Below are 14,920 nucleotides of genomic sequence, written 5' to 3' on the forward strand. Positions count from 1 at the left end.
ACGACCCACATTCACGGAGGAAACCACCATGGGTATGTCCATCAACACCAACCTCTCGGCACTCAACACGTACCGGAACCTCAACGCGACGCAGAACGACCTGTCGAAGTCCCTCGAGAAGCTCTCGTCGGGTCTCCGCATCAACCGTGCTGCCGACGACGCTGCCGGTCTGTCGATCTCCGAGGGGCTGAAGTCCCAGGTCGGTGGCCTCACGGTCGCCGCCCGCAACGCGCAGGACGGCATCTCCGTCGTGCAGACCGCTGAAGGTGGCCTCACCGAGACCCACTCGATCCTCCAGCGCATGCGCGACCTGGCAGTGCAGGCCGGCAACGACTCGAACAACGAGGACTCCCGCAAGGCGATCACCACCGAGGTCGGCGAGCTCACCAAGGAGCTCACCCGCATCTCGGAGTCGACCAACTTCAACGGCATCAACCTGCTCGACGGCTCCGCCGGCACCGCAGGCGTCCTGAAGTTCCAGGTCGGCGCGAACGGCGACGCGGCGAGCCAGATCGACGTGGACCTGTCGAAGTCGAACGTGGAGTCCGTGTCGACCGCGGTCGGCGCGCTCACCTTCGACTCGGCGACGAACGCTCAGGCCGCCATCACCGCGATCGACGAGCAGATCAAGTACGTCTCCTCGGCTCGTTCGAGCATCGGTGCCGTCCAGAACCGCTTCGACCACGCCATCAACGTGACGAACGTGGCCAAGGAGAACCTCACCGCTGCCTCCTCGCGCATCACCGACGTCGACATGGCGGAGGAGATGGTCAAGTACACGCGCGACAACATCCTCAGCCAGGCCGGCACCTCGATGCTCGCACAGGCGAACCAGAGCACCCAGGGCGTGCTCTCGCTCCTGCGCTAGCCATCACACGACGTCCGTCCTCCGGGCCCGATCGGGTGTCCCGGAGGACGGACGTCGCCATCCTGACCACCTCCACGACGCCAGGGAGTGTCGACGATGTCCTCGTCCGTGTCCTCGAGCACCAGCCTCGCGATCGACGGTCTGGTCAGCGGTCTCAAGACGACCGACCTCATCAACTCGCTGATGAGCGTCGAGGGGGTCCCGCAGACCCTGCTCAAGAACAAGCTCACCACCACCAACTCGTTCATCTCGTCACTGCAGACGCTCAACGGGTTGATCCAGGGGCTCGCCACGAAGGCCGCGGACGCCGCGAAGGCCTCGTCGCTCGACCTCTTCGCCGCGACGAGCACCGCGCCGAGTGTCACCGCCGTGACCGGTACCGGCGCGACCGCGGGCTCCATCAGCTTCACCGTCGGTTCGACCGCCTCGGCCCAGGTCGGGGTCACGGCCGCGATGTCGACGTGGGCGACCGGTGCGCAGCCGATCATGATCGTCGGCGCGGACGGCCGGTCCACCACCGTGACGCCGGCGTCCGGTTCGCTCGACGACGCCGTGTCCGCCCTGAACAAGTCCGGTGCGGGTGTCACCGCGACGAAGGTCTCCGCCGGCACCGACGCCGACGGCAGCAAGCTCTACCGCCTGCAGCTCACGTCCGCCAAGACCGGGGCGGCCGGCGGCTTCCAGGTGTACCGGGGCGGCGCCGACGACGTGGCAGCGGGCACCGCGACGAACGTCCTCACCGAGACCGGTGCCGCCGTCGTCACCGCGGCGACCGACGCCAGCGTCACCCTCTGGGCCGGCACCGCCGCCGCGCAGACGGTCACGAGCGCCACGAACACCTTCACCGGGCTCGTCCCCGGGCTCGACGTCACCGTGTCGAAGGCCACCACCGAACCCGTCACGGTGACGGTCGCGCAGGACACCACGAAGGCCCAGTCCGTGGCCTCCGGGCTCGTCGACGCGATGAACGCGATCGCCGCCTACTACAAGACGAACACCGCGGTGTCGAGCTCGACCAGTGCGACGTCCGGCACCACGACGACGAAGGCCGGCGTCCTGCTCGGCGACGGTGCGTCCCGCGACGCCGTGCAGCGGCTCACGAGCACGATGTCCGCCCCCGTCGACGGCAGGTCGCCGTCGACGATCGGCATCGTGATCACGAAGGACGGCAGCTTCACCTTCGACCCCGAGGTCTTCCAGAAGGCACTCGCCGCGGACCCGAAGGCCACCCAGACGATGCTCTCCGGGGTCGCCGCGAACGTCGGCGCCGCGGCCACCGCCGCGTCCGACAAGTACGACGGCTCGGTCACCACGTCCATCACCGGGCAGCAGGCCGTCGCCAAGGACCTCAACACCCAGATCGACAGCTGGACCGACCGTTTGACGATGCGCCGGGCCGCCCTGCAGACCCTCTACTCATCCCTCGAGACCAGCCTCAGCAAGCTCCAGTCGCAGTCGAGCTGGCTCGCCAGCCAGCTGGCCTCGACGTCGAGCTGACGGGAACGACCATGACCTTCGACTTCCAGGCAGCCGCCTTCCGCCAGGCCGCCCAGCCGCGCACCGTCACCGACCAGCGTCGTGCCCAGTACACGAACGAGGCGGTGCTGTCGGCGACGCCGGCCCAGCTCGTGACGATGCTCTACGACCGGCTGCTGCTCGACCTGCACCGTGCCGAGGCAGCGCAGGTCGCCGCCGACTGGGAGGCGGCCCGCGAGCAGCTCCTGCACGCCCAGGCGATCGTCGGCGAGCTCTCGAGCACCCTCCGGATCGACGTCTGGGACGGCGGCGAGGGCCTCCTCGCCGTCTACAACTACGCCTCTACCTCGCTCATCACGGCGAACGTGCACCGCGACGTGCAGGCCACCCGGGACTGCATCCGGATCCTCGAGCCGCTGCGTCAGTCGTGGCACGAGGCGGCCGCGTCGCTGCCCGCGACGCCCGCCGCGCAAGCGCCGACCGGGGGAGCCCTCGGTGTCGCCTGAGCAGACGGCGGAGCGGCTCGCCTGGGAGGCCCTGCTCACGTCCCTGGAGCACGACGCCGCCGGGCAGGCGGCCGACGCCACGGCCGTGGCGGGGTGGTCGGAGCCGACCGGGCTGGGACCGCTGCCGCGTGACCTGGTGGGACGGGCCTCCCGGCTGCTCGCCGCGCAGCGGGACCGCATGACGGTGCTCGAGGCGGACCGCCGCTCGACGCTGGAGCACCTCGGTGCCCTGCGCGCCGTCGACGCCACGCGCGAGCCCCGCGGCTCCGTGTACCTCGACGCTTCCGCCTGACCCACGCCCCAGCACCAGTTCTGCGACAGAGCACCCGTCGATCGACGGGTGCTCTGTCGCATCTCGGGCGCCCCGCCCCGCCCCCCGTTCGGGGCGACGCCTAACGTGCCGCACGACGGGCACCGATAGCGCCACTCGAGCACGGATCGCTCACCAGTTCGGCCAGGGATCGGCCACCACCGCACGGCGACGTCGCACCGACGACGCCTGACGAGGGGACCCTTCGTGTTCGATTCCGTGACGAGCGTCGCGCTGCAGAGCGCACTCGACGGTCTGTCGATGCGCCAGAAGGTGATCGCGAACAACATCGCGAACATCAACACGACGAACTACCACGCCGAGAAGGTCCAGTTCGAGGACGCCCTGGCGAAGTCGATCGTGGACGGCGACGGTGCCACCACCCCGACGATGGCGCGCAGCCTCGAGCCGACGAACACGAACGGCAACAACGTCAACCTCGACGAGGAGACGCTGTCGAACATCGACACCGTGCTGCGGTACCAGTTCGCCACGCAGGCGATGAACTCCGAGCTCACCAGTGTCCGTGCGGCGATGCGGACGAACTCGTGACGACCTTCGACGCGATCGGCATCGCGAGCACCGGCCTGACCGTGCACCGGAAGTGGCTCGACGCCGTCTCGGACAACATCGCCAACGCGAACACCGTGAAGTCGATGGACGACACCGCGTTCCAGGCGCGCTACGTCGAGGTGCAGGAGGGCAACGGCGTCTCCGGCGCCTACGTCAAGGGCGCAGCGTTCGGCAGCGCCGCCGGCCGTGTGACCTACGACCCGGACAACCCGCTCGCGAACGAGGAGGGCTACGTCCGCATGCCCGACATCGACCTCGGCACGCAGATGGCGGACCTCATCATGGCCCAGCGCGGCTACCAGGCGAACGCCGCCGTGGTCGACCGTGCCAAGACCGCCTACGAGGCGGCACTGCAGATCGGGAAGAACTGATGCCCATCGACGCCGTGAACGGTGTGACCACCAACGCGATGACGAACGCCCTGACGAGTGTGTCGGGGACGTCCAGCGACAGCACGAACGCCACCGGTGCCGCCGGCGCGACGACCGACGGCAGCGGGTTCGCCGCGAGCCTCGGCAACGCCGTCGACGGGCTGCAGTCGCTGCAGAGCGACTCGAAGACCCTGGCGCTCAAGGCCGTGACCGGCAACCTCGACGACATCCACGACGCCACGATCGCCGCCACCCGTGCGCAGGTCACGCTCGAGCTCGTCTCCGCCGTCCGCAACAAGGGCGTCGACGCCTTCAACGAGATCATGAGGATGCAGGCCTGATGCCCGTCGCCGTCAAGAACGTCTTCGCGCGCCTCAGCGCCTACGTGAAGGGCTTCTCCGCCGCCCAGCGCACCATCGCGATCCTGGCGATCGCGGCGCTCGTGCTCGGCGGGATCGCCCTGGCGTCCTGGCTCGGCAAGGCGTCCTACGCCCCGCTCTTCACCGGGCTCGCCGCGGCCGACGCGAGCTCCATCACGGACCAGCTGCAGACCGACGGTGTGCCGTTCCAGCTCACCGACGGCGGCGCGACGATCCTCGTGCCGCAGGCGCAGGTGTACTCGGAGCGGCTCAAGGCGGCGTCGAACGGCCTGCCGTCGTCGAACGAGGGCGGCTACTCGCTGCTCGACAAGATGGGCGTGACGAGTTCGGAGTTCCAGCAGGACGTCACCTACAAGCGCGCGATGGAGGGCGAGCTCGCCAAGACCATCGGCGCGATGGACGGCGTGCAGACCGCCACCGTGCAGCTCGCGATCCCCGAGAAGTCGGTGTTCGTCTCCGAGGAGAAGGACCCGACCGCATCGGTGTTCATCGCGACCGAGAACGGCACGCAGCTGAGCACCGACCAGGTGCAGGCCATCGTGCACCTGACGAGCGCCTCGGTCGAGGGCATGCAGCCCACTGACGTGTCCGTCGTCGACGCGAAGGGCCAGACCCTGTCCGCCGTCGGCAGCGGTGCGACCGGCAGCGGTGCCGACCAGGCCGCCGACTACGACGCGGCGACGAGCAAGAAGATCCAGGACCTGCTCGACACCACGCTCGGCGTCGGCAACGCGACCGTCGTGGTCTCCGGGACGATGAACCAGGAGTCCGGCACCCGGACGTCCGAGAGCTACACGGCTCCCACGTCGGGCCCGGTCGCGCTGAACGAGTCGAGCACCACCGAGGAGTACGGCGCCGGCGCCGGTGCGGGGACCGGCGCGACCGGCGTCCTCGGTCCGGACAACATCGCCGTCCCCAACGGCACCGCGACGAGCGGCACCGGCGACGACGGGTACAAGAACGAATCGGCGACGAAGAACAACGCCGTCGACCACACCACCGAGACCACGCAGATCCCCTCGGGCGGGCTCGACCGGCAGACCATCTCGGTCGCGCTGAACTCGAAGGCCGACGCCGTGCAGAACGCGAACCTGCAGAGCATCAACGACCTGGTGTCCGCCGCCGCGGGTGTGGACCAGAACCGCGGCGACCAGGTCAAGGTCGCGATGATGGACTTCGACACGAGCGCTTCCGACCAGGCCGCGAAGGCCCTCGAGGCCCAGCAGAAGGCCGACCAGCAGGAAGCACTGTGGTCGTCGATCCGCACCGCGGGCATCGTGATCGGCATCGTCCTCGCCGTCATCGCGATCATGTTCTTCGTCGCCCGTCGCAACCGGAAGCAGGAGCGCGAGGCCGTCGACCTCGGCGAGCTCGACGCCTTCGCCGGCGAGACGTTCCAGCTGCCCCTCGCGATGGACGGCGTCGACGACCGGGCGACGCTCGGCGCCGGTGACGCCCCGACCGCCGTGCTGTCGGCGATGCCCGGCGGGGACGCCCCCACCGAGGTGCTGACGACCGAGGAGATCACCGCCGAGCGCCGCCGTCAGGACATCTCCGCCCTGGCCGAGCGCGACCCGAAGCGCACCGCCGAGCTCCTGCGCGGGCTCCTCGACGACCGGGCACCGGTGTGAGCGCGCTGATGCCGAGCCCCGGCGGCGGCTCCGGTCCGAGTGACCGTGCCCTGACCGGTGCGCAGAAGGTCGCGCTCATCCTCATGCAGATGGAGACCGACCGCGCCGCCGAGGTGATGAAGCAGTTCACCGAGATGGAGGCCGAGGAGATCTCCGCCGAGATCGTCCGGATGCGCCGCGTCGAGGACACCGTCGTCGACCAGACGCTGTCGGAGTTCCACCGGATCACGATGAGCGGCCGGCTGCAGAAGCGCGGCGGCAAGGAGACCGCCCTCGGGCTGCTCGAGGCGTCGTTCGGCGCCGAGCGGGCCGCCGGCGTGATGGACCGTCTGGCCTCGAACCTCGCCGGCCAGTCGTTCGACTTCCTCGACGACGCCGAACCCGGCCAGGTCATCTCCCTGCTCGAGGGCGAGCTGCCGCAGACGATCGCGCTCGTGCTCGCCCACCTGGGGCCCGGGCAGGCCAGTGCCGTGCTCGCCGGGATCGACGAGCGCGTCCGCACCGACGTCGCCCAGGCCTTCGCGACCATGGGCAGCGCGACCCCCGAGGCCGTCGGCATCGTCGCCGGTGTGCTGCGCCAGCGCGCCGGGGCCGTCGTGTCGCCGCGCGAGAGCGTCGAGGTCGTCGGTGGCATCGCACCCCTGGTCGACATCATCAACCGATCGGACGTCGCGACCGAGAAGGCCGTGCTCGAGGGACTCGAAGCCCGCGACCCGGAGCTCGCCGAGGACATCCGCTCCCGCATGCTGACCTTCGAGGACATCGTGAAGCTCGAGTCCCGCGACATCCAGCAGGTGCTGCGCGGCATCGACTCGAAGATCCTCGCGACCGCCATGAAGGGCGCAGCCGGGCCGGTCGTCGAGACCATCCGCGCGAACGTGTCCGAGCGCAACCGCGAGCTGCTCGACGACGAACTGCAGGCCATGGGCCCGGTCCGCGTCTCGCAGGTCGAGGAAGCCCGTGCCGAGGTCGTCCGCTCCGTGCGCGAGCTCGAGGCCCAGGGCGTCGTCACCGTGCACCGTGCCGAGGAGGACGAGCTCGTTGACTGACACCGTCGTGCACCGCGTCGCCTTCCCGGTGCTCGCCGACCCCGCCGGACGCGAGCGTGCGTCGAGCGCGGACGTCCGCGGGCACGCGGCCGGGTACACCGCCGGCCTGCGGGCGGCGCAGGCCGAGACCGACGCCCTGCGCGCCCGGCTGGAGACCGAGCACGCCGCGCGGATCGCCGCGCTGCAGGCCGACACGGCACGCCGGATCGCGGTCCTCGACGCCGCCACGAACGCCATGCTGTCCACGGTCGCACCCGTCCTGGCGGACGCCGAGGCGTCGGTCGCGAGTGCGGCAGTCGATCTGGCCGAGGCGATCGTCGGGAACGTGGTCCGTGCCTCCAGGCCCGCACACGACGCGACCGTCGCCGACGGTCCGGACGGACAGGGCAACCGGGAGGCCCGGATCGCGTCCGGCGCCGAGGCCACCGTCCGGCGGGCGCTCGCGTCCGTCGACCGCACGGTTTCGGTGGCCGTCCGGCTGAGCCCGGCGGACGCCGCGCGCGTCGCCGGCCTCGACCTGCCGGTGCCGGTCGTCGCCGACGGCGCCCTGCGCGACGGCGACGCCGTCGTCGACCTGCCGGACGGCATGCTCGACGCGCGCATCGCCACGGCGCTCGACCGCGCCCGCACCGCCCTCGGTGTCGACGCGACGGGAGCCGGCCGGTGACCGCCACGCTGCTCCGTCCGCGCGGTCTCGACGAGGCGCTGGTGCAGGCCGCACCCCAGCGGGTCGGTGTCGTCACGAGCGCCGTCGGCCTGGGGCTGACGATCGCCGGGCTCGACGCCCGCGTCGGCGAGGTCGTCACGGTCGGCGCCGAGGACGGCGAACAGACCGCGGTCGAGGTCGTCGCCACCGATGCCTCGGGCGTCCGCTGCATGCCGCTCGGCCGCCTGACCGGCGTGACCGCCGGCACCCCGGCGCGTCCGACCGGCCGCCCGGTGCTCGTGCCGACCGGAGCCGGTCTGTTCGGCCGCGTGCTCGACGGACTCGGCCGACCGATCGACGACCGCGGCCCGCTCGAGGGCCCCGGCGGCGAACCGGTCACCTGGGTCCCGCTCGACCACGACACCCCGAGCGCGATGGCCCGGACCCGCATCGACACCCCGATGCAGCTCGGCGTCCGCGTGCTCGACACCCTGACCACCGTCGGCCGAGGGCAGCGGATGGGCCTGTTCGCCGGGTCCGGCGTGGGCAAGTCGTCACTGCTGTCGATGATCGCGCGCGGGAGCGACGCAGCCGTCAACGTCATCGCCCTGGTGGGGGAGCGCGGCCGTGAGGTGCGCGAGTTCCTGGAGGACGACCTGGGACCCGAGGGGCTCGCCCGCTCGATCGTCGTCGTGTCCACCTCTGACGAGCCCGCGCTCATGCGCCTGCGTGCCGCGTTCGTCGCGACCCGCATCGCCGAGTCGTTCCGCGACGCTGGCCAGGACGTCGTGCTCATGATGGACTCGCTCACCCGTGTCGCGATGGCGCAGCGTGAGATCGGGCTGTCGGTGGGGGAGCCGCCGGCGACCCGGGGCTACCCGCCGTCGACGTTCTCGGTGCTCGCCGGACTGCTCGAGCGCGCCGGGACCGACCGCGTCGGCAGCATCACGGGCATGTACACCGTGCTGGTCGACGGCGACGACCACAACGAGCCGATCGCCGACGCGGCCCGCAGCATCCTCGACGGCCACGTCGTGCTCGACCGGAAGCTCGCGATCACCGGGCACTTCCCGTCGGTCGACGCCCTCGGCTCGGTGTCCCGCGTCGCCTCGAAGGTCACCCGACCCGAGCAGCGTGCCGCCGCCACCGTGCTGCGGAAGGTGATGGCCGCCCGAGCCGGCGCCCAGGACCTGCTCGACGTCGGTGCGTACCAGCGCGGGTCGAACCCGCTCGTGGACGCCGCCGTCGACCACCAGGGATCGATCGACGCGTTCCTGCGCCAGGGCATGGACGAGCGGGCGACCGCCGACGCGTCCTGGCAGCGCCTCGGCGGCCTCGTGCAGCAGCTGGGGGTGTCGTGATGGCCCGCCGTTTCCCGCTCGCCGGACTCCTGCGCCTGCGCCACACCGAACAGGACCGTGCGGCCGCCACGCTGGCCACCGCGAACGAGCGCGTCCGTGACGCGGCCGACGCCCGGATCGCCGCACGACGCAGCCTCGCTGACAGCGAGGACGCCCAGCCCATCCGGGACGCCGCCACCCTGAGCGCCGTCGCCGCGGCCCGTGCCGCGACCCGCGGGATGCTCGAGGAGCTCGACGCCGTGGTGCAGAACCGCCGTGCCGACGCCGACCGGGCACAGCAGGACTACACCGCCGCCCGTCGTGCCGCCGTCGGCCTCGAGAAGCTCGAGGGCAAGCACACCGAGCTGCAGGCGGCCGAGGATCTCCGGACCGAACAGAACGCCCTCGACGAGATCGCGGCACGACGCCGCACGGAAGGTGGTGCCCGATGAGCGTCGAAGCGGTGCTCTCCCGGATCTCGGAGATCCGGTCCCAGATCGACACGCTGCGCGGCGGGACGGCCACGGCTGCCCCGAGCGCGTCCACCACCAGCGGTGCCGCGGGGTCGGCCGCCTTCGCCGACGCCCTCGCCACCGCCGACGGCACGACCGGCGCGGCGACCGCTGCCGGTGCGACCGCCGCAGCGACCCCGACGGCCACCCGTGCGCCCGGGACCTCGGTCGACGCCGGGGCCGGCACCCTCGCCACCGGCAGCGGTGCCACCGGGGCCGACGTCGTGGCCGACGCGAAGAAGTACCTCGGCGTGCCGTACGTGTTCGGCGGGGAGACGACCGCGGGCATGGACTGCTCGGGCCTGGTGCAGACGGTGTTCAAGGACCTCGGGGTCACCATGCCCCGGGTCGTGCCGGACCAGGCGAAGATGGGCGTCGAGGTCGGTTCCCTGAAGGACGCGCAGCCCGGCGACCTGATCATCCCGAAGGGCGAGGGCCACGTCGTCATCTACGTCGGCGACGGCAAGGTGCTGCACGCGCCACGCCCCGGCAAGGACGTCCGGATCGTCGACAACTGGTACTCCGACGCCGACATCGCGACCATCCGCCGGATCGTTCCCGCACACGCGGCACCGGCGGCCATCACCGCGCCGACCGCCTCGGCAGCGCGTTCCGCGACCGACCTGCAGACCGCCGCGCTGCTGTCCATGATGCAGTCCGGGAGCGCCGCATGAGCCTGACCATCGCCACCCAGCCGTCCGTGCCCGCCGCACCGGGCCCCAGCCGGAGTGCGGCGTCCGACCCAGCGGCCGCCGGGTCCTTCGGTGCCGCACTGACCGCCGCCGTCGCGACCGAGCGACGCCCCGGAGACGGTGCCGCCGGGCGGGACGACGCCGACGGCCGCACGGCGGACGGCTCGGCCGCGACGCCGAGCACCGCCGCCACGCCGGCTGCGTCCGTGTCCACGTCGGACCAGTCGGTGCCCGCGAACGATTCCCCGTCGGTCGACGCGCAGGCGCTGCTCGCCGCCGGACTCGTGGCCGTGGCCGCACCCGTCGCGCCGGCGGGCCTCGCGAGCAACACGGGGGACCAGTCGGCCACCAGCGCTGCCGAGACGCCCGCCGGCGACCCACACGTCGTCGTGGCCGCCGCAGGGGCGACCGTCGGAACGACCACGACTCCGCCGTCGGTGGAGGGGGACGCCTCCACGCCGGTCCCGTCGACCCCGGCGCCGACCACCGCCCCCGCCACGGCGACCCCGCAGCAGGCACCCGCGACGAACGCGGCACGGGAGACCGCTGCCGCAGCGACGACGGGCCCGGCGACCACCGCCGCGGCGACCCCCGCCGTGGCGCCCGTCGGCACCGCGTCTCCGGCCACTGCCGCGACGACCGTCGCAGGCGCCACCCCCGCGGCGACCGCTGCCGTGGCGACCGCTGCTGCGACCGACCCGGCGACGACCGCCTCGACGGCCGCTGCGGCGATCGCAGCCCCCGCCGCCGGCCGCACCGCCGACGGTGACACCGCCACCGTGACCCCGGCCCAGGCGCCGGTCGTCGCGACCGTCGCTGCCCCGGCAGCCGGCACCGGCTCCCGAGCCGGCCAGGGGACGGAGCAGCAGGCGTCGACGCCGGGTGATCCGGGCCTCCCGGCCGTCGCCCCCAGCCGCGGTGGCGAGACGCCGTTCGTCATGTCGACGACGCCGACCACCGCGCCCGCCGCGGCGACCGCGCCGGCCCCGGCACCGCTCGCCCAGCAGCTGGCGCGACCGGTGTTCTCGCTCGCCCAGGCCGGGCCAGGCGAGCACGTCGTCACCGTGCAGGTCGTGCCGGACAGCCTCGGCCCGGTCACGGTCCGCGCACACGTCACCGCGCACGGCATGCACGTCGAGCTGTTCGCCGCGTCGGACGCCGGCCGCGAGGCCGTCCGCCAGGTCCTGCCGGACCTGCGACGCGACGCGGCCGGCACCGGTGTGAGCACCACGCTCGACCTGTCGTCCCAGAACCAGCCGCACGACGCGCCGGGTCGCGACGAGCGACCGGCCGCGCGTGCGCTGCCTGGCGACCCCGGCCTGGAGGCGCGGGTCACCCCGCGTACGCAGCCCGCCGCCCACACGCCCTCCATCCGCACCGCGGGACTCGACGTCCTCGCCTGATCCGGCTCACGAACAGGAACTCACCATGCCCATCGACGGCATCACCGGCAGCGTGGACCCGACCGCGCAGGCGGCGGCCCTGGCCGCCAACTCGACGGCCCAGAAGTCCCAGACGATGGACTCCGAGGTCTTCATGAAGCTGCTCGTCACGCAGTTGCGCAACCAGGACCCGTCCTCGCCGATGGACACCAACCAGATGATCAGCCAGCAGACGCAGCTCGCGATGATGGAGCAGATCACCAACCAGACCACGACGGGGAACGAGAACTTCTCGCTCCAGATGCGCATCGCCGCAGCGAACCTCGTCGGCAAGCAGGTCAGCTACACCGACGCCGACTCGGGCAAGTCCGTCACCGGGACCGCCTCGGCCGTGTCGTACGCGAACAGCGTCCCCACGGTCACCGTGAACGGGAAGGAGGTCGCTCTCGACGTGATCTCCGGCATCACCACCACCGCTCCGGCTCCCTGACGCCCAGGCCTGCCTTCCCCGTTCTTCCTCGTTCTTCCTCGTTCTTCCTCGTTCTTCCTCGCTCTTCCTGCCTCTCCGAAAGGACGCACCATGCTCCGCTCGCTCTACTCCGGGATCTCCGGCCTCCGCTCCCACCAGCAGATGCTCGACGTCACCGGCAACAACATCGCCAACGTCAACACCGTGGGCTTCAAGTCGTCGACCACCGTGTTCCAGGACACCCTGTCGCAGATGACCCAGGGTGCCGGCGGACCGCAGACCGGCATCGGCGGCACGAACCCGGCCCAGATCGGCCTCGGCGTGCAGGTCGCCGGGGTCTCCACGAACTTCTCCCAGGGCTCGGCGCAGGCCACCGGCAAGGCGACCGACCTGATGATCTCGGGCGACGGCTTCTTCGTCACCCGCCTGGGCAACGACACCGTCTACACCCGCGCCGGTGCGTTCGACTTCGACGCGGACGGCCGCCTGGTCACCGCCGACGGCAAGATCGTGCAGGGCTACCCGGCCACGAACGGCGTCGTCAACGAGAACGGCCAGCTGTCCGACATCACGCTGCCGCTCGACGCCGCGGCCCCGGCGGTCCGCACCACCGCCGCCACGGTCGCCGGAAACCTGCCGTCCGAGACCGCGGTCGGCCAGACCATCACGCGCGAGGCCACCGTGTACGACGCCTCGGGTGCCAAGCACACGATGTCGCTCGCCTACACGCGCACCGCCGACGGCTGGGACGTCACCGGGCGCAACGGCCAAGGCACCACGGCGACGACCTCGCTGACCTTCGGCACCGACGGCAAGCTGACCGCCGGCGGGACCCTCGCCGTCGGTGGGATCCGGGTCGACATGGGCGACCTGACCGGGTTCGCCTCGCTCAACACCGCGGCGATCGGTTCACAGAACGGCCGCGAGGCCGGCGCACTGCAGGGCTACTCGATCTCGAAGGACGGCACCGTCACCGGCACGTTCTCGAACGGCGCGTCGCTCGCGCTCGGCCGCATCGCCCTGGCCACGTTCGCGAACCCGGCCGGCCTCGAGAAGACCGGGGCGTCGGGCTACCGTGCCACCGCGAACTCGGGCGGTGCGACGGTCGGCGGTCCCGGCTCGGCGGGCGTCGGGTCGCTCGCGGCGGGGACGCTCGAGATGTCGAACGTCGACCTGTCGCAGGAGTTCACGAACCTGATCGTGGCGCAGCGCGGGTTCCAGGCGAACGCCCGCATCATCACCACCTCGGACGAGGTGCTGCAGGAGCTCACGAACCTGAAGCGCTAACGGCGGGCTGCGCTCGCGTCGCTGGCGCTCGCGTCGCTGGCGCTCGCGTCGCGGGCGCTTGCGTCGGCGGGCGCTTGGTGAGCAGGATCGGTCGGGTGCTGAAGGGGGACTCGACCGTTCCTGCTCACCATCGTTCGTGGTGCAGGGAGTTCGGCGCCGGGTCGTGACGAAACGACGCGTCGTGACGTCTCATCGGTGCGATGTGCGAGAACCACGACACCGACCACCAGTCCGACCACCGCTGCCGCAGCGTCTTCGACCGCTGGTGGTGCGATCGACCACGCGGCCACGACGGCGTGCACGAGTCGCGTGGTCCCGGCGGCCGCACGAGCTGGAACGACGCGCTGACCGGGCGGCGGCTCGGGGACGTCTGAGCTCGGGTATGGTCAGTACATGCTGACCATTGCCTCGCGGCACGACGTGTTGAACCGCCTCGGGCGGGCGCTCTCCGACCCCACGCGTGCGCGGATCCTGCTCCGGCTGCTCGACGAACCCGGCTACCCGGCGCGGCTCGCCGAGGAACTCGAGCTGACGCGGACGAACGTGTCGAACCACCTGGCGTGCCTGCGCGGCTGCGGGATCGTCGTCGCCGTGCCCGAGGGGCGTCGGACCCGGTACGAGATCGCGGACCGCAACCTCACCCGCGCGCTCGAGTCCCTGGTCGACGTGGTGCTGGCGGTGGACGTCGCCGATGACGGCTGGGTCGCGGACGCCGGCTGCGAGGTCGAGCGGTGAGCACGGTATCGGTGTCGCTCGCACCGGTCCGTGGCGGCGTGCTCCGGCGACGGATCAGGTGGATCGTCGCAGCGACCATCGCCTACAACGTGATCGAGGCCGTCGTGGCGATCGCCGCCGGCTCGGTTGCTTCCTCCACCGCGCTGATCGGCTTCGGGCTCGACTCGATCGTCGAGGTCCTGTCGGCAGCGGCCGTCGCGTGGCAGTTCGCCGGGCGTGACCCGGAGGCCCGGGAGCGAACGGCACTGCGGGTGATCGCGGTCTCGTTCTTCGGGCTCGCCGTCGTGGTGAGTGTCGATGCCGTCCTGACCTTCACGGGTGTCCGGTCGCCGGAGCACAGTCCGGTCGGCATCGTCCTGGCCGCGGTGAGCCTGGCGGTCATGCCGTTCCTGAGCCTCGTCGAACGGCGGACCGGACGCGAACTCGGTTCGGCGTCGGCGATCGCCGACTCGAAGCAGACGCTGATCTGCAGCTACCTGTCGGCGGCGGTGCTGCTCGGCCTGCTGGCGAACACCCTGTTCGGCTGGTGGTGGGCCGATCCGCTCGCCGGACTCGTCGTGGTGGTGTTCGCCGTACGCGAGGGACTCGAGGCCTGGCGCGGTGACGCGTGCAAGCAGCCGGTGTCGGCGCTGACGGGGGAGCGGGAAGGCGACGGCTGTGACTGCTGCTGACGTGTGTCAGGCGCAGTCGGTG

Annotated in this window: 19 protein-coding genes; all 19 read left to right on the forward strand. The window is 71.8% G+C overall.

Features of this window, described 5'->3' with window-relative positions; all coding sequences use genetic code 11:
* Positions 1–28: 28 nt before the first annotated feature.
* The gene (locus DEJ30_RS06820; protein WP_181420034.1) at positions 29–868 is read left to right on the forward strand and encodes a flagellin; all 840 of its coding nucleotides are present in this window, start codon (positions 29–31) and stop codon (positions 866–868) included.
* 108 nt (positions 869–976) lie between these two features.
* Positions 977–2,365 (forward strand): flagellar filament capping protein FliD, encoded by a 1,389-nt coding sequence (gene fliD / locus DEJ30_RS06825; protein ID WP_258369853.1) that lies wholly within the window; start codon positions 977–979, stop codon positions 2,363–2,365.
* 11 nt (positions 2,366–2,376) lie between these two features.
* Positions 2,377–2,850, forward strand: a complete 474-nt coding sequence (gene fliS / locus DEJ30_RS06830) for a flagellar export chaperone FliS (RefSeq protein ID WP_110859827.1) — start codon at positions 2,377–2,379, stop codon at positions 2,848–2,850.
* Positions 2,840–3,142, forward strand: a complete 303-nt coding sequence (locus DEJ30_RS06835) for a hypothetical protein (RefSeq protein WP_110859829.1) — start codon at positions 2,840–2,842, stop codon at positions 3,140–3,142. Before fliS ends, DEJ30_RS06835 begins: the two co-directional genes overlap by 11 nt.
* Before the next feature lie 225 nt (positions 3,143–3,367).
* Positions 3,368–3,712 (forward strand): flagellar basal body protein, encoded by a 345-nt coding sequence (locus DEJ30_RS06840; protein ID WP_017886135.1) that lies wholly within the window; start codon positions 3,368–3,370, stop codon positions 3,710–3,712.
* Entirely contained in the window at positions 3,709–4,104 is a 396-nt protein-coding gene (locus DEJ30_RS06845; RefSeq protein ID WP_071244596.1) for a flagellar basal body rod protein FlgC, read from the forward strand. Before DEJ30_RS06840 ends, DEJ30_RS06845 begins: the two co-directional genes overlap by 4 nt.
* Positions 4,104–4,445, forward strand: coding sequence for a flagellar hook-basal body complex protein FliE (fliE, locus tag DEJ30_RS06850; protein ID WP_027465513.1), 342 nt, complete (start codon positions 4,104–4,106; stop codon positions 4,443–4,445). The genes DEJ30_RS06845 and fliE overlap by 1 nt, the downstream gene beginning before the upstream one ends.
* Positions 4,445–6,115 (forward strand): flagellar basal-body MS-ring/collar protein FliF, encoded by a 1,671-nt coding sequence (gene fliF / locus DEJ30_RS06855; RefSeq protein WP_110859831.1) that lies wholly within the window; start codon positions 4,445–4,447, stop codon positions 6,113–6,115. Before fliE ends, fliF begins: the two co-directional genes overlap by 1 nt.
* Positions 6,116–6,123: 8 nt before the next feature.
* Positions 6,124–7,164, forward strand: a complete 1,041-nt coding sequence (gene fliG / locus DEJ30_RS06860) for a flagellar motor switch protein FliG (protein ID WP_071244891.1) — start codon at positions 6,124–6,126, stop codon at positions 7,162–7,164.
* Complete coding sequence (locus tag DEJ30_RS06865) at positions 7,157–7,831, forward strand: hypothetical protein (RefSeq protein WP_110859833.1); 675 nt, start codon at positions 7,157–7,159, stop codon at positions 7,829–7,831. The genes fliG and DEJ30_RS06865 overlap by 8 nt, the downstream gene beginning before the upstream one ends.
* Positions 7,828–9,171, forward strand: a complete 1,344-nt coding sequence (locus DEJ30_RS06870; RefSeq protein WP_110859835.1) for a FliI/YscN family ATPase — start codon at positions 7,828–7,830, stop codon at positions 9,169–9,171. Before DEJ30_RS06865 ends, DEJ30_RS06870 begins: the two co-directional genes overlap by 4 nt.
* Positions 9,171–9,602, forward strand: a complete 432-nt coding sequence (locus DEJ30_RS06875; RefSeq protein ID WP_110859838.1) for a flagellar FliJ family protein — start codon at positions 9,171–9,173, stop codon at positions 9,600–9,602. Before DEJ30_RS06870 ends, DEJ30_RS06875 begins: the two co-directional genes overlap by 1 nt.
* Positions 9,599–10,336, forward strand: coding sequence for a C40 family peptidase (locus DEJ30_RS06880; RefSeq protein ID WP_110859840.1), 738 nt, complete (start codon positions 9,599–9,601; stop codon positions 10,334–10,336). The genes DEJ30_RS06875 and DEJ30_RS06880 overlap by 4 nt, the downstream gene beginning before the upstream one ends.
* Entirely contained in the window at positions 10,333–11,757 is a 1,425-nt protein-coding gene (locus DEJ30_RS06885; RefSeq protein WP_110859842.1) for a flagellar hook-length control protein FliK, read from the forward strand. Before DEJ30_RS06880 ends, DEJ30_RS06885 begins: the two co-directional genes overlap by 4 nt.
* Positions 11,758–11,782: 25 nt before the next feature.
* Positions 11,783–12,226 carry a flagellar hook assembly protein FlgD gene (locus tag DEJ30_RS06890; protein ID WP_110859844.1) on the forward strand — a complete coding sequence of 148 codons (444 nt, stop codon included), beginning with the start codon at positions 11,783–11,785 and terminating at the stop codon, positions 12,224–12,226.
* Between the two features lie 90 nt (positions 12,227–12,316).
* Complete coding sequence (locus tag DEJ30_RS06895) at positions 12,317–13,492, forward strand: flagellar hook protein FlgE (RefSeq protein WP_110859846.1); 1,176 nt, start codon at positions 12,317–12,319, stop codon at positions 13,490–13,492.
* 200 nt (positions 13,493–13,692) lie between these two features.
* On the forward strand, positions 13,693–13,866 hold the full coding sequence (locus DEJ30_RS18090) for a hypothetical protein (RefSeq protein WP_181420035.1): 174 nt from the start codon (positions 13,693–13,695) through the stop codon (positions 13,864–13,866).
* Between the two features lie 19 nt (positions 13,867–13,885).
* Complete coding sequence (locus DEJ30_RS06900) at positions 13,886–14,227, forward strand: helix-turn-helix transcriptional regulator (protein WP_110859848.1); 342 nt, start codon at positions 13,886–13,888, stop codon at positions 14,225–14,227.
* The gene (locus DEJ30_RS06905) at positions 14,224–14,898 is read left to right on the forward strand and encodes a cation diffusion facilitator family transporter (protein ID WP_110859850.1); all 675 of its coding nucleotides are present in this window, start codon (positions 14,224–14,226) and stop codon (positions 14,896–14,898) included. Before DEJ30_RS06900 ends, DEJ30_RS06905 begins: the two co-directional genes overlap by 4 nt.
* The last annotated feature ends 22 nt before the right edge of the window (positions 14,899–14,920 follow it).

The organism is Curtobacterium sp. MCPF17_003 (genome assembly GCF_003224385.1).
Classification (GTDB): Bacteria; Actinomycetota; Actinomycetes; order Actinomycetales; family Microbacteriaceae; genus Curtobacterium; species Curtobacterium flaccumfaciens.

Excerpts from the sequence above, each read along its gene's own strand:
- DEJ30_RS06820 (WP_181420034.1), top strand. The coding sequence starts at position 29 with ATGGGTATGTCCATCAACACCAACCTCTCGGCACTCAACACGTACCGG.
- fliS (WP_110859827.1), top strand. The coding sequence starts at position 2,377 with ATGACCTTCGACTTCCAGGCAGCCGCCTTCCGCCAGGCCGCCCAGCCG.
- fliE (WP_027465513.1), top strand. The coding sequence starts at position 4,104 with ATGCCCATCGACGCCGTGAACGGTGTGACCACCAACGCGATGACGAAC.
- fliF (WP_110859831.1), top strand. The coding sequence starts at position 4,445 with ATGCCCGTCGCCGTCAAGAACGTCTTCGCGCGCCTCAGCGCCTACGTG.
- fliG (WP_071244891.1), top strand. The coding sequence starts at position 6,124 with ATGCCGAGCCCCGGCGGCGGCTCCGGTCCGAGTGACCGTGCCCTGACC.
- DEJ30_RS06875 (WP_110859838.1), top strand. The coding sequence starts at position 9,171 with ATGGCCCGCCGTTTCCCGCTCGCCGGACTCCTGCGCCTGCGCCACACC.
- DEJ30_RS06880 (WP_110859840.1), top strand. The coding sequence starts at position 9,599 with ATGAGCGTCGAAGCGGTGCTCTCCCGGATCTCGGAGATCCGGTCCCAG.
- DEJ30_RS06885 (WP_110859842.1), top strand. The coding sequence starts at position 10,333 with ATGAGCCTGACCATCGCCACCCAGCCGTCCGTGCCCGCCGCACCGGGC.
- DEJ30_RS06890 (WP_110859844.1), top strand. The coding sequence starts at position 11,783 with ATGCCCATCGACGGCATCACCGGCAGCGTGGACCCGACCGCGCAGGCG.
- DEJ30_RS06895 (WP_110859846.1), top strand. The coding sequence starts at position 12,317 with ATGCTCCGCTCGCTCTACTCCGGGATCTCCGGCCTCCGCTCCCACCAG.
- DEJ30_RS18090 (WP_181420035.1), top strand. The coding sequence starts at position 13,693 with ATGTGCGAGAACCACGACACCGACCACCAGTCCGACCACCGCTGCCGC.
- DEJ30_RS06900 (WP_110859848.1), top strand. The coding sequence starts at position 13,886 with ATGCTGACCATTGCCTCGCGGCACGACGTGTTGAACCGCCTCGGGCGG.